Source organism: Erwinia aphidicola (assembly GCF_014773485.1).
Taxonomy (GTDB): Bacteria; Pseudomonadota; Gammaproteobacteria; order Enterobacterales; family Enterobacteriaceae; genus Erwinia; species Erwinia aphidicola.
In genome coordinates this window covers 150,621-172,255 of record NZ_JACXBP010000003.1, presented here as the reverse complement: position 1 = coordinate 172,255, position 21,635 = coordinate 150,621, and the positions used below count along the sequence as shown (strand labels likewise).

At 55.9% G+C, this 21,635-nt stretch carries 21 protein-coding genes, 1 pseudogene and 1 riboswitch; of the genes and pseudogenes, 11 read left to right on the top strand and 11 right to left on the bottom strand.

The window, feature by feature from the left end; translation table 11 throughout:
* Positions 1-85: 85 nt before the first annotated feature.
* From ID864_RS08150 to mglC, 7 genes are all read left to right on the top strand, one after another.
* Positions 86-1,219: a YbfB/YjiJ family MFS transporter gene (locus ID864_RS08150; protein ID WP_062818167.1), complete on the top strand. Its 1,134-nt coding sequence runs from the start codon at positions 86-88 to the stop codon at positions 1,217-1,219.
* A 126-nt stretch (positions 1,220-1,345) separates the two neighbouring features.
* Positions 1,346-2,011 carry a GTP cyclohydrolase I FolE gene (gene folE / locus ID864_RS08145; RefSeq protein ID WP_048915529.1) on the top strand — a complete coding sequence of 222 codons (666 nt, stop codon included), beginning with the start codon at positions 1,346-1,348 and terminating at the stop codon, positions 2,009-2,011.
* A gap of 80 nt (positions 2,012-2,091) precedes the next feature.
* A complete protein-coding gene (gene yeiB / locus ID864_RS08140) occupies positions 2,092-3,252 on the top strand; it encodes a DUF418 domain-containing protein YeiB (protein ID WP_048915530.1) in 1,161 nt (386 codons plus the stop codon).
* A gap of 152 nt (positions 3,253-3,404) precedes the next feature.
* A complete protein-coding gene (galS, locus tag ID864_RS08135) occupies positions 3,405-4,445 on the top strand; it encodes an HTH-type transcriptional regulator GalS (protein WP_048915531.1) in 1,041 nt (346 codons plus the stop codon).
* Positions 4,446-4,764: 319 nt separating this feature from the next.
* Positions 4,765-5,760 carry a galactose/glucose ABC transporter substrate-binding protein MglB gene (gene mglB, locus ID864_RS08130; RefSeq protein WP_048915532.1) on the top strand — a complete coding sequence of 332 codons (996 nt, stop codon included), beginning with the start codon at positions 4,765-4,767 and terminating at the stop codon, positions 5,758-5,760.
* Positions 5,761-5,847: 87 nt separating this feature from the next.
* The gene (gene mglA / locus ID864_RS08125; protein WP_048915533.1) at positions 5,848-7,368 is read left to right on the top strand and encodes a galactose/methyl galactoside ABC transporter ATP-binding protein MglA; all 1,521 of its coding nucleotides are present in this window, start codon (positions 5,848-5,850) and stop codon (positions 7,366-7,368) included.
* A 19-nt stretch (positions 7,369-7,387) separates the two neighbouring features.
* Positions 7,388-8,398: a galactose/methyl galactoside ABC transporter permease MglC gene (mglC, locus tag ID864_RS08120; RefSeq protein ID WP_048915534.1), complete on the top strand. Its 1,011-nt coding sequence runs from the start codon at positions 7,388-7,390 to the stop codon at positions 8,396-8,398.
* 147 nt (positions 8,399-8,545) lie between these two features.
* On the opposite strand, the gene sanA is transcribed toward mglC, so the two are convergent.
* The 6 genes from sanA to metG all read right to left on the bottom strand — a co-directional run bounded on the left by sanA (position 8,546) and on the right by metG (position 15,501).
* Entirely contained in the window at positions 8,546-9,259 is a 714-nt protein-coding gene (sanA, locus tag ID864_RS08115; RefSeq protein ID WP_048915535.1) for an outer membrane permeability protein SanA, read from the bottom strand.
* A 151-nt stretch (positions 9,260-9,410) separates the two neighbouring features.
* Positions 9,411-11,108 (bottom strand): NAD-dependent malic enzyme, encoded by a 1,698-nt coding sequence (locus ID864_RS08110; protein ID WP_191149702.1) that lies wholly within the window; start codon positions 11,106-11,108, stop codon positions 9,411-9,413.
* A gap of 134 nt (positions 11,109-11,242) precedes the next feature.
* Positions 11,243-12,133, bottom strand: coding sequence for a cytidine deaminase (gene cdd / locus ID864_RS08105; protein WP_191149701.1), 891 nt, complete (start codon positions 12,131-12,133; stop codon positions 11,243-11,245).
* A 123-nt stretch (positions 12,134-12,256) separates the two neighbouring features.
* Positions 12,257-12,949: a CidB/LrgB family autolysis modulator gene (locus ID864_RS08100; RefSeq protein WP_048915538.1), complete on the bottom strand. Its 693-nt coding sequence runs from the start codon at positions 12,947-12,949 to the stop codon at positions 12,257-12,259.
* Positions 12,942-13,337 carry a CidA/LrgA family protein gene (locus ID864_RS08095; RefSeq protein ID WP_191149700.1) on the bottom strand — a complete coding sequence of 132 codons (396 nt, stop codon included), beginning with the start codon at positions 13,335-13,337 and terminating at the stop codon, positions 12,942-12,944. Before ID864_RS08095 ends, ID864_RS08100 begins: the two co-directional genes overlap by 8 nt.
* An 82-nt stretch (positions 13,338-13,419) precedes the next feature.
* Positions 13,420-15,501 carry a methionine--tRNA ligase gene (metG, locus tag ID864_RS08090; RefSeq protein ID WP_288497992.1) on the bottom strand — a complete coding sequence of 694 codons (2,082 nt, stop codon included), beginning with the start codon at positions 15,499-15,501 and terminating at the stop codon, positions 13,420-13,422.
* Positions 15,502-15,633: 132 nt separating this feature from the next.
* Here metG and apbC point away from each other — a divergent pair, with 132 nt between their 5' ends.
* The gene (gene apbC / locus ID864_RS08085; RefSeq protein ID WP_191149699.1) at positions 15,634-16,746 is read left to right on the top strand and encodes an iron-sulfur cluster carrier protein ApbC; all 1,113 of its coding nucleotides are present in this window, start codon (positions 15,634-15,636) and stop codon (positions 16,744-16,746) included.
* Positions 16,747-16,800: 54 nt separating this feature from the next.
* Here the strand turns inward: apbC and ID864_RS08080 are convergent, their stop codons facing one another.
* From ID864_RS08080 to ID864_RS08065, 4 genes are all read right to left on the bottom strand, one after another.
* Positions 16,801-17,049 carry a hypothetical protein gene (locus tag ID864_RS08080; protein WP_062818168.1) on the bottom strand — a complete coding sequence of 83 codons (249 nt, stop codon included), beginning with the start codon at positions 17,047-17,049 and terminating at the stop codon, positions 16,801-16,803.
* Positions 17,050-17,159: 110 nt separating this feature from the next.
* Positions 17,160-17,585, bottom strand: coding sequence for a GNAT family N-acetyltransferase (locus ID864_RS08075; protein ID WP_099754740.1), 426 nt, complete (start codon positions 17,583-17,585; stop codon positions 17,160-17,162).
* A 93-nt stretch (positions 17,586-17,678) separates the two neighbouring features.
* On the bottom strand, positions 17,679-18,002 hold the full coding sequence (locus ID864_RS08070) for an AzlD domain-containing protein (RefSeq protein WP_048915544.1): 324 nt from the start codon (positions 18,000-18,002) through the stop codon (positions 17,679-17,681).
* Positions 18,002-18,664, bottom strand: coding sequence for an AzlC family ABC transporter permease (locus ID864_RS08065; protein ID WP_048915545.1), 663 nt, complete (start codon positions 18,662-18,664; stop codon positions 18,002-18,004). The genes ID864_RS08070 and ID864_RS08065 overlap by 1 nt, the downstream gene beginning before the upstream one ends.
* A gap of 103 nt (positions 18,665-18,767) precedes the next feature.
* Between ID864_RS08065 and ID864_RS08060 the strand changes: the two genes are divergently transcribed.
* Positions 18,768-19,316: a helix-turn-helix domain-containing protein gene (locus tag ID864_RS08060; protein ID WP_048915546.1), complete on the top strand. Its 549-nt coding sequence runs from the start codon at positions 18,768-18,770 to the stop codon at positions 19,314-19,316.
* Between the two features lie 8 nt (positions 19,317-19,324).
* Here ID864_RS08060 and ID864_RS08055 read toward each other — a convergent pair whose 3' ends face one another.
* Positions 19,325-20,056 (bottom strand): carbonic anhydrase, encoded by a 732-nt coding sequence (locus tag ID864_RS08055; protein ID WP_048915547.1) that lies wholly within the window; start codon positions 20,054-20,056, stop codon positions 19,325-19,327.
* Positions 20,057-20,251: 195 nt separating this feature from the next.
* Positions 20,252-20,349: riboswitch (TPP riboswitch) on the top strand.
* Between the two features lie 34 nt (positions 20,350-20,383).
* Between ID864_RS08055 and ID864_RS08050 the strand changes: the two are divergent.
* Positions 20,384-20,548, top strand: a pseudogene (locus ID864_RS08050) (hydroxyethylthiazole kinase); the annotation flags it as partial.
* Positions 20,549-20,966: 418 nt separating this feature from the next.
* A complete protein-coding gene (locus ID864_RS08045) occupies positions 20,967-21,533 on the top strand; it encodes a hypothetical protein (protein WP_191149698.1) in 567 nt (188 codons plus the stop codon).
* Positions 21,534-21,635 lie beyond the last annotated feature (102 nt).

The window sequence follows — 21,635 nt, the reverse complement described above, 5'->3', positions numbered from 1 at the left end:
GTAACTTGATTACTATTATTCACTTTTCGTGAGTTTACTCATCCCCCATGCTGGTGGCAACTGAAAAGCAGAATCTGAGGTAAAAATGGCTGTGCGCGTCGCGTTTAGCGCCTTTCTGGCGCTGGTAGTAGCAATGGGGATTGGGCGTTTTGCCTTTACGCCGCAGGTGCCATTAATGATAGCCGAACATCAGCTGTCGCTGACCAGCGCGGCGGTGGTGGCGGCCTTAAACTATCTGGGATATTTGTGCGGCTCGTTTGACGCCATGCGCGCCACGCGCCGGGTAGAGTGGCGCTTACAGGCCGGCATCTGGGGCGCCGTGCTGCTGACGCTGCTGTCGGCCTGCGTCTCCGGGCCGTGGCTGCACGGCGTGGTACGCTTCCTGATCGGCTGGGCCAGCGGCTGGGGGATGGTGCTGATCGCCGCCTGGAGCAACGAGCAGCTGCACCGCTACCAGCGCCCGGGCCTCAGCGCCGCCGTTTTTGCCGGCCCCGGCACCGGGATTTTTATCAGCGGCATGCTGGCGGTCGGGCTGCACAGCCTACAGGTTTCTGCGGCCTGGGCGTGGGCCGCTTACGGCGTGCTGGCGCTGATTCTGGTGGCGCTGATCGCCCGCACGCTGCCACGCACCGGTCAGCTTCATCGCCCGGATATTGCGCCGGAGCCGCTGCGCCTGACGACGGGCCTGAAGCGGCTGGTGTGGAGCTACAGCCTGGCCGGGTTTGGTTACATTCTGCCCGCCACCTTTCTGGCCCAGATGGCGACCACCCGCTTCCCCGGCCTGATCAGCCAGTTTGTCTGGCCGGTATTTGGTGGGGCAGCGGTGATCGGCATTGTGATTGGCATCCTTACGCGTCATCTGGGCAGCAGTAACCGCCGCCTGGCGCTGGTGCTGTGGGTGCAGGCGTTGGGCGTATTTGCCTCCGATCTGCTGCCCGGACTGGGCGGGCTGGCGCTGGGGGCCGCACTGGTCGGCGGCGGCTTCCTCTGCGTGGTGCAGCTGTCGCTGCAGTACGCGCGTGAACTGGCACCGCAGCATACGCGCTATCTCGCCGGGCTGCTTACCACCGGCTATGCGGTAGGGCAGTTGGTCGGGCCGCTGCTGTCGGCTGCCTCCACCGCGTTAACGCACCGGCTGGAACCGGCGCTGTATGTGGCAGGCGTAGCGCTGCTGATCGCCGGCCTGCTGGTGTGGCAGCGTGACGCGATGGCTGAATGAAGCAGTTTCATCGTCAATTGCTCTGATTCACTGGATTACACCGGCAATGTGTACCAAAATAGCGCCTCAGAATTTTCGCCAGGACTGTTTATCCTGGCAAGTCACACCTGCCGGAGAAAGAAAATCATGGCGACGTTGAGTCAGGAAGCCACACTCGTTCACGAAGCACTGCTTGCCCGTGGTCTGGAAACCCCGCTGCGTTCACCCGTGCGCGACATGGATGATGACACGCGTAAAGCGCTGATCGCCGGTCATATGACCGAGATCATGCAGCTGCTCAATCTCGATCTCGAAGATGACAGCCTGGCGGAAACCCCGCAGCGCATCGCCAAAATGTACGTTAATGAAGTGTTTTCCGGCCTGGATTACGCCAACTTCCCGAAAATCACCCTGATTGAAAACAAAATGAAAGTGGACGAGATGGTAACGGTGCGTGATATCACGCTGACCAGCACCTGCGAACACCATTTTGTGATTATCGATGGCCAGGCGACCGTGGCGTATATTCCGAAAGATAAGGTGATTGGCCTGTCGAAAATCAACCGCATCGTGCAGTTCTTCTCCTCGCGCCCGCAGGTGCAGGAACGATTGACGCAGCAGATCCTGCTGGCGCTGCAAACGCTGCTCGGCACCAATAATGTGGCCGTATCGATCGATGCCGTTCACTATTGCGTGAAAGCACGCGGCATTCGTGATGCTACCAGCGCCACCACCACCACTTCACTGGGTGGGCTGTTCAAATCGAGCCAGAACACTCGCCAGGAGTTTCTGCGCTCCGTACGCCACCGTTAACTGATTATCCCTCTCAGGGGCGGACCCCTGTTTATCGGTCCGCCCGTAATGGTCTCAGCATCCCTGATGTGGAACCTTTTATGCCGCGTATTGTTCCGCTGGATTTTGTGCGTGGGATGGCGATCCTCGGCATCCTGCTGCTGAATATCACCGCCTTTGGCCTGCCGAAGGCCGCCTATCTTAATCCTGCCTGGCAGGGGCTACCGTCCGCCAGCGATTTCTGGGTATGGGCGAGCATGGATCTGCTGGCGCAGGCGAAATTCCTCACGCTGTTTGCCATTCTGTTCGGTGCCGGGCTGCAACTGCTGCTGCCACGCGGCAAGCGCTGGATCCAGTCGCGCCTGTCGTGGCTGGTGATCTTCGGTTTACTGCATGCGCTGCTGCTGTGGGAGGGCGATATCCTGCTGGCCTATGGGCTGGTGGGGTTAATTGCGTGGCGCATGATCCGCGACGTGCCGGGTACGCGGCAGCTGTTTAACACCGGCGTGATGCTTTACCTGATCGGTAGCGCGGTGCTGGTGGTGCTCGGGTTGGCGTCCGGACCCACGCCTAACAGCTCCTGGCTGCCGGGTGCGGCCGAGGTGCAGTATGAAACCTTCTGGCGGACTCAGGGCGGTGGGGAAGCGGCGTTTAATCGTCTTGATATGCTGGGTTCGGCGCTGATGGCGCTGGCGGCGCAGTATGGCTGGCAGCTGGCGGGGCTGATGATGCTGGGCGCCGCGCTGATGCGCAGCGGCTGGCTGCAGGGCACCTACAGCTTGCAGCACTATCGTCGCAGCGGACTGATCCTCATCACCGCAGGCCTGGCGATTGAGCTGCCGTCGATCGTCATGCAGTGGGTAACGCAGTGGGATTTCCGCTGGTCCGGCTTCTTCCTGCAGGTGCCGCGTGAAATCAGTGCGCCGCTGCAGGCGCTGGGCTATGCCGCGTTATGCTTCGGTTTCTGGCCGCAGTTACAGCGTTTTCGCATCACGCACGGCATTACCGCCGTAGGACGGATGGCGCTGAGTAACTACCTGTTACAGACGCTGATCTGCACCACGCTATTTAACCACTTTGCGCTGTTTAATCAGCTGGACCGCCTGCAGTTATTGATGCTGGTGCCGGCGATCTGGCTGATTAACCTGTTGTTTTCCACCCTGTGGCTGCGCGTTTTCCGCCAGGGACCGATGGAGTGGTTATGGCGGCGTTTAACCCGCTCTGGAACGAAAATCGAAGATAAGTCCCTCGACGGAAGATGACATGCATCACAAAGGTTACAAATTTGTATGTAACCGTTTTCAGCGCTGTGACGGAATTCACGTAGCCCCCCGCTGCACACTGACAGAATAGACGCCAGAATGCGTCTGTCAGGAAGGGTTATGCAAAACTTATACTTCAGCGGTAATCGCTCATGATTACTATTCGTGATGTGGCACGTGAAGCGGGCGTGTCGGTAGCGACCGTGTCGCGCGTGCTCAACAACAGCGCATCGGTCACGGGCGACACGCGGGATACGGTGCTGAAAACCGTGGAACGGCTGGGCTACCGGCCCAACGCCAACGCGCAGGCGCTGGCCACCCAGGTTAGCGACACCATCGGTGTTGTCGTGATGGACGTTTCCGATCCCTTCTTTGGCGCGCTGGTCAAAGCGGTGGATACCGTGGCCCAGCGTCTGCACAAGCATGTCCTTATCAACAACTCCTATCATCAGGCGGATAAAGAGCGCCACGCGATTGAAGTGCTTATCCGTCAGCGCTGTAACGCCCTGATCGTCCATGCAAAAGCGTTGTGCGATGCCGAGCTGGGGTCCCTGATGCAGCAGGTGCCGGGCATGGTTCTGGTCAACCGGATTATCCCCGGTTTTGCTCACCGCTGCGTCTGCCTCGATAACGTTAGCGGGGCGCTGATGGCGATGCGTATGCTGCAACAGCATGGTCATCAGCGCATTGGCTACCTGGGTTCTGCCCACCCCATCGAAGATAACGATCAGCGCCGTGAGGGCTGGTCGCAGGCGCTGACAGAGCAGGGGATTGTTCCGGTCGACAGCTGGTGCGCCAGCGGCGAACCCGACTTACAGGGCGGGGAAGCGGCGATGGTGGAGCTGCTGGGGCGTAATCTGCATCTGACCGCCGTCTTCGCCTATAACGACAGCATGGCCGCCGGAGCTTTAGCCGCGCTGAAAGACAACGGCATTGCGGTGCCGCAGCAGCTTTCAGTGGTGGGCTTCGATGATATTCCTATTTCGCGTTACACCGACCCGCAGCTGAGCACCGTGCGCTATCCGATTGTTTCCATGGCAAAACTGGCCACCGAACTGGCGTTAAAAGGGGCAGCTGGCGAGCTGGATAGCAGTGCTGAGCACTGCTTTATGCCTACTCTTGTGCGTCGCCATTCGGTGGCCGTGCGGCAAAATGTGGCGGCCGTCACTAACTCAGGCGAATCTGGGATGTAACCGTTTCCAATCTGTGAGTAAATTCACAGTTAATTAACAGGGCCTTCTCTATGATGGCAGCGTCCTGCAGGGTTTGAAACATTATGTAACGGCGAGAGCGCCCCTGATAGCTCTCTTCTTACTGCCCTGTGAAACATTTTCACACACAGTAACTGGAAAGCATTTCCGTACAGGGAAGTCGGGTTTGATGTTTTAGAACGTCGGCTGTGCGCAACATCGATTTAACACTATCGCCGCGCCGCCACCAACTGGATGCTGCGTGTTGTACTGATAGCCGACACGCGGCGTTGAGTACTACCCTACAAAAACCGGAGATACCATGAATAAGAAGGTTTTCACTCTCAGCGCCCTGGTGGCCACCATGCTGTTTGGCGCCACTGCTCATGCTGCTGACACCCGTATCGGCGTAACTATTTATAAGTATGACGACAACTTTATGTCGGTGGTGCGTAAGGATATCGAGAAAGAAGCCAAAAACAGCCCGGACGTTCAGCTGTTGATGAATGACTCGCAGAACAGCCAGTCTACCCAGAACGACCAGGTCGACGTTATGGTTGCTAAGGGCGTTAAGGCGATGGCCATCAACCTGGTTGACCCGGCTGCGGCTGCGGTGGTGATTAGCAAAGCGAAAGCTAACGATATCCCGGTGGTGTTCTTCAACAAAGAGCCATCGGCAAAAGCACTGGCCAGCTATGACAAAGCCTATTACGTCGGGACTGACTCCAAAGAGTCTGGCGTGAAGCAGGGCGAACTGATCGAGAAGCAGTGGAAAGCGAACGCGGCATGGGACCTGAACAAAGATGGTCAGATCCAGTTCGTGCTGCTGAAAGGCGAGCCGGGCCACCCGGATGCTGAAGCGCGTACCAAGTATGTGATCGAGACGCTGAATAAAGATGGCCTGAAAACTCAGCAGCTGCATATGGATACCGCGATGTGGGATACCGCTCAGGCGAAAGACAAAATGGACGCCTGGCTGTCCGGCCCGAACGGTAACAAAATCGAAGTGGTTATCGCTAACAACGATGCAATGGCAATGGGTGCGGTAGAAGCGCTGAAAGCCCACAACAAATCTTCTGTACCGGTGTTCGGTGTAGATGCGCTGCCAGAAGCGCTGGCGATGGTGAAATCCGGTGCAATGGCCGGTACTGTGCTGAATGATGCTGAAAACCAGGCTAAAGCCACCTTCGATATGGCGAAAAACCTGGCAGCGGGTAAACCTGCTACCGAAGGCACCAACTATAAGCTGGACGGCAAAGTGGTTCGCGTTGCCTATGTTCCAGTCGATAAAGAGAATCTGTCTCAGTTCGTCAAATAAGTATCACCTGATGCGGGCGCTGCGGCGCCCGTATTCAGGCGTTGAGTCAGGGTGACCTGACTCTACACCACTCATCCAGGTAGACATATGGGCAGTGATAACGTGCAAACACAGCGCGAATATTTGCTGGAAATGACTGATGTCAGTAAGTCATTCCCCGGTGTTAAAGCGCTCGATAATGTAAATTTAAAAGTCCGTCCACACTCTATTCACGCCTTGATGGGGGAGAATGGCGCGGGGAAATCGACGCTATTAAAATGCCTGTTTGGCATTTACAGTAAAGATACGGGGAGCATTCTTTTTCAGGGTGAGGAAGTTAATTACAAAAGCTCTAAAGAAGCGCTGGAAAATGGCGTTTCAATGGTGCATCAGGAATTAAACCTCGTTCTGCAACGTACCGTTATGGACAATATGTGGCTCGGGCGTTATCCGAGAAAAGGCTTTTTCGTCGATCAGGATAAAATGTATCGCGATACCAAAGCCATTTTCGACGAGCTGGATATTGATATCGATCCGCGCGACAAGGTGATTAATCTCTCTGTATCCCAGATGCAGATGATCGAAATCGCGAAAGCGTTCTCCTATAATGCCAAAATTGTCATTATGGATGAGCCAACGTCATCGCTGACCGAAAAAGAAGTGAACCATCTGTTCACCATTATTCGTAAGCTGAAAGATCGCGGCTGCGGCATTATCTATATCTCGCACAAGATGGAAGAGATTTTCCAGCTGTGTGACGAAATCACCATCCTGCGCGACGGCCAGTGGATTGCCACTCAGTCGCTGGAAGGGCTGGATATGGATAAGATCATCTCAATGATGGTTGGGCGCTCGCTCAATCAGCGTTTCCCGGATAAAGCCAACGTGCCGGGGGAAACCATTCTTGAGGTGCGCAACCTGACATCGCTGCGCCAGCCGTCGATCCGTGATATCTCCTTTGACCTGCGTAAAGGTGAGATCCTCGGCATTGCGGGCCTGGTTGGGGCGAAACGAACCGATATCGTGGAAACGCTGTTTGGTATTCGCGAGAAGTCCGGCGGTACTATTCGCCTGCACGGTAAAGCGATCAATAACCACAGTGCCAATGAAGCGATCAACCATGGTTTTGCCCTGGTGACCGAAGAGCGCCGCTCAACCGGAATTTATGCGTACCTGGATATCGGTTTCAATTCACTGATCTCCAATATTAAGAAATATAAAAACAGTATTGGCCTGCTGGATAACAGCCGCATGAAGAGCGATACCCAGTGGGTGATTGACTCCATGCGGGTGAAAACACCGGGGCACCACACGTCCATCGGTTCTTTATCCGGTGGTAACCAGCAAAAGGTCATTATCGGCCGCTGGTTATTAACCCAGCCGGAAATATTGATGCTCGATGAACCTACGCGCGGTATTGACGTGGGGGCGAAATTTGAAATCTATCAGTTGATTTCAGAGCTGGCGAAGAAGGATAAGGGGATTATTATTATCTCTTCTGAAATGCCAGAGTTGTTAGGGATTACCGACAGGATTCTGGTAATGAGTAATGGCCTGGTTGCAGGCATTGTCGAAACAAAAACGACTACGCAAAACGAAATATTGCGTTTGGCATCGTTGCACCTTTAATGATGTAAGGGCTGTTACTATGAATGCAGTGAATAAGAAAAGTGCGCTCACCTTTTTAAAAGAGGGCGGGATTTATGTGGTGCTGCTGGTATTGCTGGCGATCATTATTATCCAGGATCCAACATTCTTAAGCTTAATGAATCTGAGTAATATTCTGACTCAGTCTTCCGTGCGCGTGATTATCGCACTCGGTGTGGCCGGGCTGATTGTTACTCAGGGCACGGACCTGTCAGCAGGGCGTCAGGTTGGCCTTGCAGCGGTGGTGGCAGCAACGCTGCTGCAGGCGATGGACAATGCTAACAAGGTGTTCCCGCACCTGGAAACTCTGCCGATTGCGGCGGTGATTGCGATTGTCTGCGCCATTGGTGCGGTGATTGGCCTGGTTAACGGCCTGATTATTGCCTACCTGAAGGTGACACCGTTTATCACCACGCTGGGCACCATGATTATCGTTTATGGTATTAACTCACTGTATTACGACTTTGTGGGTGCTTCGCCGGTGGCGGGCTTTGACGAGAAGTTTTCAACCTTTGCTCAGGGCTTCCTGCGCTTTGGTGACTTCAAGCTCTCTTACATAACCTTCTACGCGATTATCGCCATCTTCCTGGTGTGGATCCTGTGGAACAAAACGCGCTTTGGTAAAAACATCTTCGCTATCGGCGGTAACCCGGAAGCGGCGAAAGTCTCTGGCGTTAACGTACCGTACAACCTGATTCTGGTGTACGCGCTGTCCGGCGTGTTCTACGCCTTCGGCGGCATGCTGGAAGCCGGGCGCATCGGTTCTGCTACCAACAACCTCGGCTTTATGTATGAGCTGGATGCGATTGCGGCTTGCGTGGTCGGCGGCGTGTCGTTTGCCGGTGGTGTGGGTACGGTAGCGGGCGTGGTAACCGGGGTTATCATCTTTACGGTGATCAACTACGGCCTGACCTATATCGGCGTTAACCCTTACTGGCAGTACATTATTAAGGGCGGCATCATCATCTTCGCCGTGGCGCTGGATTCGCTTAAGTACGCACGTAAGAAGTAATTCTCCTGAGCTGACGGGTTGACCGAAAAAGAAGGTCAACCCCTACAAGTGGCAGAAGATCGCGTAGGGGCCGACCGCTTTTTGGGTCGGCCCTTTTTATTTCGGAAATAGGCTGATAACTCGCACAGTGGATTTAACGCTTAAGTCCTATCTCTTCTGCTGAATCTCCAGCAGCTGCTCTGGCGTCACCGCCGGGTAGCTCTGCGCATCTTCCGGCACTTCGTGTACGGCGGGGATCGGCACCAGCGGTCCGAGGAAGCGCGGTTCACGCTTCATCAGGTACAGGTCCGCCAGCGCGCCGAGGCGGGCGCCGACTTCACGCATACGCACGCTCAGCATATTCTTGGGTGATGGCACCGCATAGCACTGCGCCTGAATGCCCATATGGAGGGCGATAAACAGCGCACGCTCGCAGTGGAAGCGCTGGGTGATGATAATAAAGTCGTTGGTATCAAAGACCTTACGCGTGCGCACAATCGAATCGAGGGTGCGGAAACCGGCATAGTCCAGCACGATATCGGATGGTTCAACGCCTGCGGCGATCAGGTCGCGGCGCATGGTCATGGGCTCGTTGTAGCTCTGTAAGGCGTTATCCCCGCTCAGCAGCAGATAGTTCACCTTGCCGCTGTTGTAGGCGTTCAACGCGCCCTGCATGCGGTAGAGATAATACTGATTGATTACCCCGGTGCGATAATATTTCGCGGTGCCCAGGACCACGCCAACCTGACGGTGCGGCAGCGTTTTCAGATCGTCATATATATAGGGTGCCGTTTTCCAGCTGATCCAGCGGTCCAGGCCAAGCGCGGCCATCACCATCAGGGCGACGATGATAATCAGACCATAAATCAGGCGTTTCAACATGCTGGACGGCGCTCGGGTTGGCAATCAAAAGAGAATTCAAGGCTACTTGAGGCAGGGGAGTGAAGCAAGTGACAGTGCGTCGGATGGCGGGATTTCGCACAAATAACCGGGCGCAATGCTGCACCCGGCTATCAAGTGAGGGGTTAGACGATCAAATTGAGGTGCGGCGGTAATTACGATACTGCGGCAGCCAGAAGTTGGCGGCGATGGCTTTCGACAGTACATCTTCAGAAGTCACCACGGCAACGCCGGCCAGCTGTGCGGCTTTACCGACCGCCATTGCGATCACTTTCGACACGCCCTGAATGTCCTTCACTTCAGGCAGCACCGGGCCGCTGCCCTCGTTCGCCAGCGGGGAACAGTCGGCCAGCGCGCGGCTGGCCGCCATCAGCATGCTGTCAGTGACGCGGGTCGCGCCAGAGGCAATCACGCCAAGCCCAATACCCGGGAAGATATAGGAGTTATTGCACTGTGCGATAGGATAGGTTTTATCCTTCCAGCTCACCGGGGAGAACGGGCTGCCGGTGGCGACCAGCGCATTGCCGTCGGTCCACGCCATAATATCCTGCGGCGTTGCTTCCACGCGTGAAGTCGGGTTCGACAGCGGCATAATGATCGGGCGTGCGCAGTGCTTATGCATCTCGCGCACGATCTCTTCGCTGAACAGGCCCGGCTGGCCGGAAACACCGATCATAATACTTGGCTGCGCGTTACGCACCACGTCGAGCAGCGACAGCGAATCGCTGCTGCTGTCCCAGCCGCTCAGGCCGTCGCTCTTCTGCACCAGCTTGCTCTGGAAGTTAAGCAGATTTGGCAGTTTGTCGGTCAGCAGGCCAAAGCGGTCGACCATAAATACGCGCCCGCGCGCCTCTTCGTCGCTGAGCCCTTCAGACTTCATCTGCGCGACGATCTGCTCGGCGATGCCGCAACCCGCGGAACCGGCACCAAGGAACACCACCTTCTGCTCGCACAGCCTGCTGCCCGCGGCGCGGCTGGCGGCGATCAGCGTACCCAGCGTCACCGCTGCGGTGCCCTGGATATCATCGTTAAAGCAGCACACTTCGTCGCGATAGCGCTCCAGCAGCGGCATGGCATTCTTCTGCGCGAAGTCCTCAAACTGCAGCAGCACGTTCGGCCAGCGGCTCTTGACGGCGTTGATGAACTCGTTGACGAACGCGTCATACTCTTCGCCGATGATGCGCGGATGGCGCCATCCCATATACAGCGGGTCGTTCAGCAGCTGCTGATTGTTGGTGCCGACATCCAGCACCACCGGCAGGGTATACGCCGGGCTGATGCCGCCACAGGCGGTGTACAGCGACAGCTTACCGATAGGAATGCCCATGCCGCCGATGCCCTGGTCGCCCAGGCCAAGAATGCGCTCGCCGTCGGTGACCACGATCACCTTTACGTTTTGCTTGGTGGCGTTTTGCAGCATGTCTTCAATGCTGGAGCGGTTCGGGTAGGAGATAAACAGGCCGCGCGCGCGGCGGTAGATTTCGGAGAAGTGCTCACAGGCCGCGCCCACGGTCGGGGTGTAAATAATTGGCATCATCTTTTCCAGATGATTGTCCAGCAGGCGGTAGAACAGCGTTTCGTTAGTGTCCTGAATATTGCGCAGGTAGACGTGCTTATCGTTATCGTTTTTAAAGTCCTGGAACTGGCGCCATGCACGCTCAGCCTGCTCCTCAATGGTTTCCACCGTTTCTGGCAGCAGACCATTCAGGTTGAAGTCATTACGCTCTTCAATGGAGAACGCACTGCCTTTGTTCAGAAGGGGAAATTCCAGCAGGATAGGGCCGGCATAAGGGATATACAGCGGTCGTTTACTTTCGTATTCGAGTTCCATGCAATTAATACTCTGTCAGGTGTCAGGATCGGAAGTGTCGTGGCGCCAATCCTAAAATAATTCATCTGAAAGTACAGCTTTTGTTAACAAGTAATAACAAAAGCTGCGATCCTCCTCGACGAACAGAGGCTTTGTTACGCTTTAACCAGAGCAACGACGTTGAGATTACCGCAGCCGAGGGCAGCCAGGGTGGCGGCGGTGGCATTCTGCTGGCTCAGCTTCGCCTGCGGGGATTCAGCCAGTACTGCACGCTGGATGGTATTCAGGCTGTGCCCTGCCAGGTTCAGCAGGTTCAGTGCCCCCTGCAACGGCGGCAGGCCAGGGTTAAAGGCGGCATTTTCCGCGTAGCTTCCGGCGAAGATACCCCCCTCAGCCGTCTCCAGCGCCACGCCGCTGTAAGCCTGGCTGTAAGGGGCATGGCTGCGGTTGGCGGCATTCAGGGCGGCCTGCTCCAGCGTATCACCCGAAGGGACGATGCCGTGGTCGACGGCATCCATCAGCAGGGTGGTGATCGCCAGGTCACGCGGGCCGAAAGAGTCAGGCAGATAGTGGCCCAGCGTTGCGGCAGCGCGGCCGGGCAGTTCAATCGTCAGCTGCGTTCCGCTGTTCAGCTCGTTCATAAACTGACGGCAGTGGCCGCACGGCGTGTAGTTGACGGTTATCGAGGCCAGCGCGCTTTCCCCGCGCATCCAGGCATGGGTGACCGCGCTCTGCTCGGCATGCACCGTCTGCTGCATGGTGGCCCCGGCAAATTCCATATTGGCACCAAACCACAGCGTGCCGCTGGCTCCGCGGGCAATCGCCCCCACTTTAAAATCAGACAGGGTGGCCACGGCGCAGGCCGCCGCCAGCGGCAGCAGGGCAAAGGCCAGCTCGCTGTCACTGTAACCGCAGTGCTGTTTTAACTGGTGTGCCTGGCTGGCAGTGATAAATCCGGCAAAGTCGTCAGCGGATAATATCGGCTGCAAAGCGCTCTGTAACAGGGTAGGCAGCGTGGCAAATGCCTGCTGATAACGTGGGTGCATAGTAAGCCTCTCGCAAAAAGCCGCCCGTGCTAGCGGGCCGGCAGCCATTTATATGTGATCTGAATCGCTCTATCAATGCAATACATGAAAACGATCAACAAATTGCGAGACTTATCGCAAGTTTTACCCCCACAGCGCCATCAGCAGCGGGAAAATAAACGGCGCCAGCAGGGAAGTGATAATCCCGCACAGTACCAGCGCCAGCGAACTGAATGCGCCCTCCTGATAGTCCACTTCAGCAGCGCGAGCGGTGCCAAGAGCGTGTGATGCATTACCAATCGCCAGCCCGCGCGCCGCTTTACTGCGCACCTTCAGCAGGTTCAGCAGCATATGGCCGAACACCGCGCCGAGCACCCCGGCCAGCAGCACGCAGATGGCGCTGATCGCCGGGATGCCGCCCAGCGTGCCGGAGACTGCCATCGCAATCGGCGTGGTGACCGATTTCGGCAGCAGGGTAGCGGCGATCTGCGGCGTTGCGCCCAGCCACAGCGCAATCGCGGTGCCGGAGATCATCGCCGTCAGGCTACCGATAAAGCATACGCTGATAATCGATTTCCAGCGTGCGCGGATCTGATGCATCTGCTCATACAGCGGCAGCGCCAGCGCTACCACGGCCGGTTGCAGCAGGTCATTGAGCAGCTTGCTGCCCTGAAAGTAGCGCGTATAGGGCAGCTGCAGCAGCAAAAGTAGCGGAATAATCACCGCCATGGCGATCAGCAGCGGATTGACGATCGACACTTTCACTTTTGCCGCCAGCCTTCGCGCCGCGAAGAACACCGCAATGGTCAGCGGTAGCGACCACCAGATATCACTCATTTTCGCCTCCCGCCCGCTGGATGTGGCGATCGTTGAGGCGCTGCGAAATCAGGCCGACGGTCACCAGTACAATCAGGGTGCTGACAATGCAGGAGAGCACAATTGGGGCAAACTGGGCGGTGAGAATATCCATATCGTTCATCACGCCGACGCTGATCGGCACGAACAGCAGCGCCATATAGCGGATCAGCAGATGACAGCCGGGTTTCACCCAGTGAACGGGCAGCAGCTGTGAAGCGAGCAGGGCAAACAGCAGCAGCATACCGAGAATGCTACCGGGGATGGCGACGGGCAGCAGGGTTTCAATGCCGCGACCGGCAAAAAGACAGAGGTAGATTATGAATAAGGCGCGGAGGTATTGCCATAAAACAAGCGGAACGTTGCGCATGGTCGGCCCCAGGATTGAACGACAATCGCCGTAGGGGTCAGGCATGCCTGACCCGGGCGGGGCATGCCCCGCCCCTACGAAGTTACTTAACCGCCTGGCCTGGCTGTGCGCCGCTGTCAGGGCTGAGCAGGAAGATATCCTTCCCGCCAGGACCGGCTGCCATCACCATTCCTTCCGAGATGCCAAAGCGCATTTTACGCGGCGCCAGGTTCGCTACCATCACCGTCAGGCGGCCGACCAGCAGCGCAGGGTCAGGATAGGCGGCGCGGATGCCGGAAAACACGTTGCGCTTCTCGCCGCCGAGATCCAGCGACAGGCGCAGCAGCTTGTCAGAACCTTCAACGAACTCGGCATTCTCAATCAGCGCGATACGCATATCAACTTTGGCGAAGTCGTCAAAGCTGATGGTTTCAGCGATCGGGTCGTCCGCCAGCGGGCCGCTAGCCGGTGCTTTTGCCGCCGCGGCATCTTCTTTCGAGGCTTCAATCAGGCCGTTAACCTTGTCCATTTCAACGCGGTTATACAGCGCCTTGAACGCCGAAATGTTGTGGCTCAGCAGCGGCTGCTGAATGCCGTTCCAGCTCAGTTCCTGATTCAGGAAGGCTTCGGTGCGCTCGGCCAGCGAAGGCATCACCGGCTTCAGCCAGGTCATCAGCACGCGGAACATATTGATGCCCATTGAACAGATCGCCTGTAGATCGGCATCGCGGCCTTCCTGCTTCGCCACTACCCACGGAGCCTGCTCGTCAACATAGCGGTTGGCTACGTCGGCCAGCGCCATGATTTCGCGGATGGCACGGCCAAATTCACGGCTGGTCCAGGCTTCGCCAATGCTCTCAGCGGCATCAGTAAAGGTTTTGTACAGCGCCGGGTCGGCCAGTTCAGCAGACAGCTGGCCGCCAAAGCGTTTGTTGATGAAACCGGCATTGCGCGAGGCCAGGTTCACCACCTTGTTTACGATGTCCGCATTGACGCGCTGCACGTAATCTTCCAGATTGAGGTCGATATCGTCGATACGCGAAGAGAGCTTGGCCGCGTAGTAGTAGCGCAGGCTGTCGGCATCCAGGTGCTGCAACCAGGTGCTGGCCTTAATAAAGGTGCCGCGCGATTTAGACATTTTCGCGCCGTTGACCGTGACATAGCCGTGCACAAACAGGTTGGTAGGCTTGCGGAAATTGCTGCCTTCCAGCATCGCTGGCCAGAACAGGCTGTGGAAGTAGACGATGTCCTTGCCGATGAAGTGGTACAGCTCGGCGTCCGAATCTTTCTTCCAGAAGTCGTCAAAGTTGATGTCGCCACGCTTATCACACAGGTTCTTGAACGAGCCCATGTAACCGATGGGGGCATCCAGCCAGACGTAGAAGTATTTGCCCGGCGCACCGGGAATTTCGAAGCCGAAGTAGGGGGCATCGCGCGAGATATCCCACTGCTGCAGGCCGGATTCAAACCACTCCTGCATCTTATTCGCCACCTGCTCCTGCAGCGCGCCGGAGCGCGTCCACGCCTGCAGCATGGCGCTGAACTCAGGCAGGTCAAAGAAGAAGTGCTCAGAGTCACGCATCACCGGCGTGGCGCCAGAAACCACCGATTTCGGGTCGATCAGTTCGGTCGGGCTGTACGTGGCCGAGCACACTTCACAGTTGTCGCCGTACTGATCCGGAGATTTACATTTCGGGCAGGTGCCTTTAACAAAACGGTCCGGCAGGAACATGCCTTTTTCCGGATCGTAGAGCTGAGAGATGGTACGGTTCTTAATAAAACCATTCTCTTTCAGACGAGTATAGATCAGCTCAGACAGCTCACGGTTCTCTTCGCTGTGCGTCGAGTGGTAGTTGTCATAGCTGATTTCGAAACCGGCAAAGTCGGTCTGATGTTCCTGACTCATCTCGGCAATCATCTGCTCCGGCGCAATACCCATCTGCTGAGCTTTCAGCATGATTGGCGTACCGTGTGCGTCATCGGCACAGATGAAGTAAACCTGATTGCCGCGCATTCGCTGGTATCGGACCCAAATATCTGCCTGGATATGCTCGAGCATGTGGCCGAGATGGATGGAGCCGTTAGCGTACGGCAGTGCGCACGTTACCAAAATTTTTTTCGCGACTTGAGTCATAGTGAGACTTAGCTCATACCTGTTGAAAAAGGGGTTTAGATGGTAACCGATTGCCGGACCCTGCGTAAACAAGGGCTTCTACTGCCAGAGGATTTTTCCAGCGGCTAAGGTCAGCACATGGCAGATCTGATATGCTTAAACGCAGATATCGAACAAAACCACCAGCAATATCAAGGAACCGAGATGACTTCACAATCCAGGGGGCATCACTCCCCCGAGGCGCTGCGTGCTATCGTGATGGGCGTGCTGACGACGTTTGAACACCCCACTCTGCAGCACAACCTCACTACGTTGAAGGCGTTACGCCACTGCGCGCTGATGGATAACACGCTGCATATCGAACTGAGCATGCCGTTTGTCTGGCAAAGCCCGTTTGAGGAGCTGAAAGCTTCGCTCAGCGCCGAGCTGCTGCGCCTGACTCAGGCGAGTGCGATAGCCTGGCGCTTAACGCTGGATGTTGCCACTCTGCAGCGGGTGAAAAACCGCCCGGGCACCAACGGCGTGAAAAATATTATCGCCATCAGCTCCGGTAAGGGCGGGGTGGGGAAATCGACGACGGCGGTGAATCTGGCGCTGGCGCTGGCCGCGGAAGGGGCGAAAGTGGGTTTGCTGGATGCGGATATCTACGGCCCGTCGATCCCGGATATGCTCGGCGTGGAAGATCAGCGCCCGACCTCACCGGACGGCACGCATATGGCGCCGATCGTGGCGCACGGCCTGGCAACCAACTCGATTGGCTACCTGGTCAGCGAAGATAACGCCATGGTGTGGCGCGGCCCGATGGCCAGCAAGGCGCTGATGCAGCTGCTGAATGAAACGCTGTGGCCGGAGCTGGATTACCTGATCCTCGATATGCCGCCAGGCACCGGAGACATCCAGCTGACGCTGGCGCAGAACGTGCCGGTGACCGGGGCGATAGTGGTCACCACACCGCAGGATATTGCGCTGTTGGATGCGCGCAAGGGTATTGTGATGTTCGAGAAGGTCAACGTTCCGGTACTGGGCGTGGTGGAAAATATGAGCATGCATATCTGTAGCCAGTGCGGCCATCATGAACCGATCTTTGGCACCGGCGGGGCGGAGAAGCTGGCGGCGCAGTATCACACCCGGCTGCTGAGCCAGATGCCGCTGCACATCAGCCTGCGCGAAGACCTCGATGCTGGTGAGCCAACCGTGGTGCGCCGACCGGACAGTGAGTTTACGCGCCTTTACCGCCAGCTGGCGAACGCCGTGGCGGCCCAGCTTTACTGGCAGGGCGACGTTATCCCGCAGGATATCGCCTTCCGCGCGCTGTAATTCTCTATCTTTATAGGGGCCGACCTTTATTTTGGTCGGCCTGTTTAAGATATTTCACACTAAACGCACGTGCCGCTGCTGGAAGCCATCCACCATCGAATAATCAAAATCGATTTTCCCACCGTCAAACAGCTGGTTAATCAGGGTAAAGTCATTATCCGGCGTCACGTTGCAGCGGTGGTTGAGCAGGGTGTCCTGGATAGTAAAGGCCTTGTCGCCACGCGCAATGCGCTTCAGATATTGCAGCATCTCATAAGCGTTTTTGCTTACGCCCGCCTGTTCGTGAAGAGGTCTGTTGGTCATCGTCGGTTCTGGCGCCATTCTTAGAGCTAAAACCGCATTATAGTCGGTTGTGTTCGACAGGCGGCAAGCCGATTTTATATTTCAGTGCAGGTGTGATGCTGCGGTGGCGGCTATTTCAGCACGTAGTGCATTAACAGGTATTCACCCTGGTCGCTCTCGCCCTGCGCCACTACCCGCCAGCCGTGCTTTTTATAGAAGCTCTGCGCCTGTAAGTTTTCCGCCAGACACTTGAGCGCCCCGGTAGAGGTAAAGCTGTTCTGTACCGCCTGCAACAGCGCGCTGCCCGCGCCGCTGCCCTGCCAGGCCGGATCAATAAACAGGCTGTGCAAAAAGTTATCGTTATCCAGCACCGCGGCAAAACCCACGCGGTGCCCGTCCTCTTCTGCCACCAGCACGCGCTCGCCGAGCGTCACGCGGTCAAAATCCTCTAACTGCCATTCGGCGTCGTCCAGCCAGGTCCAGTTCACCTTGCGCGAGGCGAGAAACAGCGTGCGCAAAAATGGGCGGTCAGCTTCGGTAAACGGACGAATATTCATGATGAAACTCCTGCAGCAAAACGCCGTGTGGCAACGGCGCAGAGTTTATCGCAAAACAGCCGTTTCTGAAGAAGAAAAAGCGCGCAAAGGAGGTTAGCTGACCCCGGCATAACGCAGCAGGGCGGTGACCAGCGCCGCCGCGAAGATCACGACGATCAGCGGCGCCTTACGCCAGGCCAGCAGCACGGCCACGGCCACCCCGGCCACGCGGGCAATCCCGGCAAAATGTACCCCTTCATAGAGGGTATTCGCCAGGGCAACGGCAAACAGCAGCGTGGTGGCGGCATCGGAGAGCAGCGTGCGCGCATTTTCTGACAGCGCCATGCGGTTACCGAGTTTTGCTCCGGCAAAACGCATCAGCCAGGTGCCGAGCGCCAGAATCGCGATACCGCTGATGATCAAAGAGTGAGCGGGCATTATTTCCTCCTCGCCAGTAGGCCGGCCATCGACAGCAGCACCGGTAAGCCGACCGGAGTAAACGGCACTGCCAGCAGCGACAGCGCCGCGCCGCAGGAGGCGCGCGTCAGGGTGGTACGAGACTTAAACGCCGGGATCACCAGCGCCAGCAGGATCGCCGGAAACACGGCATCCAGCCCAATCACGCTGGTATCGGGCAGCAGGGTGCCAATCAGGCTGCCGATCAGCGCCCCAAGCGGCCAGACGATCGCCACCCCTAGCCCGCACAGCCAGAATGCGGCCTTACGCTGCTGCGGCGTGGACTGCGATAGGCCAAATACCACGCTCTCGTCATTCATAATATGGCAGCCAAGCAGCGCGGAGAGGCGTGAACCGACCAGGTCGCGCACCGCAATGCCAAATGGAAAATGGCGGGCATTGACCAGCAGCCCGGCGGCGGCGGCGGCTAACGGATTGCCGCCGCTGGCAATAATGGCGATAAACATAAACTCTGACGCCCCGGCCAGCACAAACAGCGAGGAGAACAGCGGCACCCACAGCGGAAAACCGTAAGCCGTTGCCAGAGAACCGTAGGAAACACCCACCACGCCAACGGCAAGGCAGATCAGGTAGATCGCCTTACGCGTGGCGGGCGTCAGCGAGGAAAAATTGTGGCTAAACATGCTTTTCTAACCCTATCGAACGAAACTGCCATTATAATGAACGCATTAGAATAGGTTATCAAGACGAACGTTTCGTTCGTTTTAACGAACTGTGAGGTAAGGCATGACCCAGCCAATCGCCCTGATTGCCCAAAGCCTGGTGCGCGAGCGGACGCGTGCAGGGCTGTCGCTGGCCGAAGTCGCCCGGCGGGCAGAGATCGCTAAATCCACGCTGTCGCAGCTGGAGGCGGGTAACGGCAATCCCAGCCTGGAAACGCTGTGGGCGCTGTGCGTGGCGCTGAATATCCCGTTTGCTAAACTGCTGGAGCCGGAGAGCAATAAGACTCAGGTGGTACGGCGTGGAGAGGGAAGTAAAGTGGTGGCCGAGCGCGGCAACTATGAGGCCATCCTGCTGGCCAGCTGTCCGCCGGGCGCGCGGCGGGATATCTATCTGCTGATCACCCAGCCTGGCGAGGAACGCCTCTCACAGCCCCATATTCCCGGCTCTGTTGAGCATATTATCATCACCCAGGGGCGGGCGCTGGTGGGGCTGAAAGAGTCGCCGGAAGAGTTATTTCCCGGCGATTACATCTGCTATCCCGGCGATCGCCCGCATATCTTCAAGGCGCTGGAGCCGGATACGCTGGCGCTGCTGGTGGCGGAGCAGGGATAGAGAAGCCTTTACTCGACCACCATACGGCCATTCAGCGGCTGCACCGGGCGATTGTTGCTCTGTGCCAGCGCTTTCTGGAACTGCGCCAGCTGTGCTGCGGACAAGGTGACCGGATTTTTCATCACCAGCCAGCGCAAGCCCTCTGTGCAAGGTGGTGTGGTCAGCGAGCCGCTGAAACGGTAGTAGTGTAGATCGGTCGGGAACAGGGGTTTCAGGTCATAACGCTCATCCAGCTTCACACTCTGGTTTAACTCAGCCGGAATGTGCTTAAGGATAGGGTTGAGGGCACTGTTTTCCGCACCCACGTCAAACATCACCGCCACTACCGCCAGTGAGCCCTTAGCATCGGCATGTACAAAATGCACTTCCAGCGGATAACGTTTACCGTTAATCAGGTTCTCGCTTGGCGCGTGGAAGTGATACTGGCGCAGGGTGAACACACGGTTATCCAGTTTAAACTCATCTTCATCATCAACGGTGACCTGCAGGGTGTGACCATTGTTTACCAGGCTCTCGGCCTCGGAGTGATAATCCATTTTGAGCGCGGGAAGGTTAGCTTTGGTCACGAAACGGATATCGATAGGTGACTGGAACTGGCCCAGTTTACAGGTAGCGAACTTTTCGCTCAGGTTTCCCCAGTTTTCTGGTCCAGCCTGGCCTTCATAGCTCCAGTGTGGTGCTGACTCTGCGCAGGCTGATGCAGAGAGGGCGAGAAGTGTTGCGGCAATAAAAAGTTTCATTTCTGTCTCTGTTATTTGGATGTCATTGTGGTGTTGGCACGGTTAAAGAGGGGGGATTATCGGCGTTGCGCAACCTGTCACCTACGAGATGCGTCTCGTATTCGGATGCATGACAAATGGGTTTACAAGATAGCACCATCCCCCGCATTCTGTGACTTCGCTGCAGGCGTAATGAATTCGAAAATTTAAAGATTTATCAATGACTCGGTGTGCCAGGCCAACCGTCCGGCTGAGAAAAACCCGCATAACCTGAACTGGATAATGCCAGCGTAGGGAAGTCAGATGCCCGACCGGCATCGCCTCCTTGATCGCCGGTTGGGAGTCATCATGATCCAACCTCAAAGCCTCAGCCACGCCGACGTGGCGCAAACCTTTACTGCCAATGAGCTGCTGGCACTGGGCGCTTCCCCGGCGATGGTTATCGACCCGGAAGTGGCCGCGCAGTTCAGCACGATTGCCGATGGGCTGCTGATCAACGTCGGTACGCTGACGCTGCCGGTGGCGGAGCAGGGGTAGAATTGCCCTGAGTGCAACACTCAGGGCAGAGATTAAACCAATAAATGCGGATTTAATTATTTGATGCTTTAACTATTAAATTCGTGAAATGCTATTGAAAAAACGGCTGGTATATCTATATTCTTTGTTTCGAAGAGCATGCTATTTTTAAACGGATTTTTATCGCAACGGATGCAACGATGCCAACTAAATCATTTCGTTTTCATCAGTTTTCTGTTTTACCTGCAGAGGGTGTGGGAGTGCTGCATGCCTCTTTCGAGTTAAAGATATCGACTGCCATCTTTGGAAGTTAAAGCTGGTTACGTATTAGATACTGGCTATACAGGATTAATTAGACCAGTACCGGGAGATACAACCAATCATATTGACTTACATAAATTTAAATAGAGATGTTATGAATACTTTATCCAAAAGAAAAATTCTCTTTTTTTATGTTTTTATGTTTTTTTCTTTTTCAACTATGGCGGTTGAAGAAATTCATCATATGGACAAAAGCACTCAGCAAGCTAGTGACCTCACCAAGCGAATGACGATTGCCGATCCTGCTGAAAAGATTATTCTCTTAGAGAAATTAAAAATCCTTGTTACTAAAAACCCCGATAATATATGGGTGAGGAAAATGTACGTCAATAACCTGATTGCTGAAAAACATTATCAACAAGGTCTTGCTGGTCTTGAAGTAATCATTAAACAGCGCTTTAGCCGAATTGATCTGCTGACTGAGTGCATGTTAAAAGAGCGTTTAGGGCACAGAGATGAAGCATGTTATCAAAAGGTTATCCAACTTTCTGAGAAGGATAATCTCGTCGATTCCGACTATATTACGGCACTTTTCTTTACTGACTCCCCTAAGTTTGAAACGTTAAAATCTACCCTAATCAAAGAAAAACAGTTTAGCGAGAGTGATTTTTTAGTCTTTACCCTAGGTAAAGAAAAAATGCTGCACGAATTCTTCCCATGATTGTGCGCGAAAATCGACAAGCATCCTGTAAAAAGTGAATGACAAATGGGTTTACAAGATAGCGCCATCCCCCGTATTCTGTGACTTCGCTGCAGGCGTAAT

Excerpts from the sequence above, each read along its gene's own strand:
- ID864_RS08100 (WP_048915538.1), bottom strand. The coding sequence starts at position 12,949 with ATGAGTGATATCTGGTGGTCGCTACCGCTGACCATTGCGGTGTTCTTC.
- ID864_RS08110 (WP_191149702.1), bottom strand. The coding sequence starts at position 11,108 with ATGGAACTCGAATACGAAAGTAAACGACCGCTGTATATCCCTTATGCC.
- ID864_RS08060 (WP_048915546.1), top strand. The coding sequence starts at position 18,768 with ATGACCCAGCCAATCGCCCTGATTGCCCAAAGCCTGGTGCGCGAGCGG.
- ID864_RS08075 (WP_099754740.1), bottom strand. The coding sequence starts at position 17,585 with ATGAATATTCGTCCGTTTACCGAAGCTGACCGCCCATTTTTGCGCACG.
- cdd (WP_191149701.1), bottom strand. The coding sequence starts at position 12,133 with ATGCACCCACGTTATCAGCAGGCATTTGCCACGCTGCCTACCCTGTTA.
- ID864_RS08045 (WP_191149698.1), top strand. The coding sequence starts at position 20,967 with ATGAATACTTTATCCAAAAGAAAAATTCTCTTTTTTTATGTTTTTATG.
- folE (WP_048915529.1), top strand. The coding sequence starts at position 1,346 with ATGGCGACGTTGAGTCAGGAAGCCACACTCGTTCACGAAGCACTGCTT.
- yeiB (WP_048915530.1), top strand. The coding sequence starts at position 2,092 with ATGCCGCGTATTGTTCCGCTGGATTTTGTGCGTGGGATGGCGATCCTC.
- galS (WP_048915531.1), top strand. The coding sequence starts at position 3,405 with ATGATTACTATTCGTGATGTGGCACGTGAAGCGGGCGTGTCGGTAGCG.
- ID864_RS08055 (WP_048915547.1), bottom strand. The coding sequence starts at position 20,056 with ATGAAACTTTTTATTGCCGCAACACTTCTCGCCCTCTCTGCATCAGCC.
- mglC (WP_048915534.1), top strand. The coding sequence starts at position 7,388 with ATGAATGCAGTGAATAAGAAAAGTGCGCTCACCTTTTTAAAAGAGGGC.
- mglB (WP_048915532.1), top strand. The coding sequence starts at position 4,765 with ATGAATAAGAAGGTTTTCACTCTCAGCGCCCTGGTGGCCACCATGCTG.
- mglA (WP_048915533.1), top strand. The coding sequence starts at position 5,848 with ATGGGCAGTGATAACGTGCAAACACAGCGCGAATATTTGCTGGAAATG.
- ID864_RS08095 (WP_191149700.1), bottom strand. The coding sequence starts at position 13,337 with ATGCGCAACGTTCCGCTTGTTTTATGGCAATACCTCCGCGCCTTATTC.
- sanA (WP_048915535.1), bottom strand. The coding sequence starts at position 9,259 with ATGTTGAAACGCCTGATTTATGGTCTGATTATCATCGTCGCCCTGATG.
- ID864_RS08080 (WP_062818168.1), bottom strand. The coding sequence starts at position 17,049 with ATGACCAACAGACCTCTTCACGAACAGGCGGGCGTAAGCAAAAACGCT.
- apbC (WP_191149699.1), top strand. The coding sequence starts at position 15,634 with ATGACTTCACAATCCAGGGGGCATCACTCCCCCGAGGCGCTGCGTGCT.
- ID864_RS08150 (WP_062818167.1), top strand. The coding sequence starts at position 86 with ATGGCTGTGCGCGTCGCGTTTAGCGCCTTTCTGGCGCTGGTAGTAGCA.
- ID864_RS08065 (WP_048915545.1), bottom strand. The coding sequence starts at position 18,664 with ATGTTTAGCCACAATTTTTCCTCGCTGACGCCCGCCACGCGTAAGGCG.
- ID864_RS08070 (WP_048915544.1), bottom strand. The coding sequence starts at position 18,002 with ATGCCCGCTCACTCTTTGATCATCAGCGGTATCGCGATTCTGGCGCTC.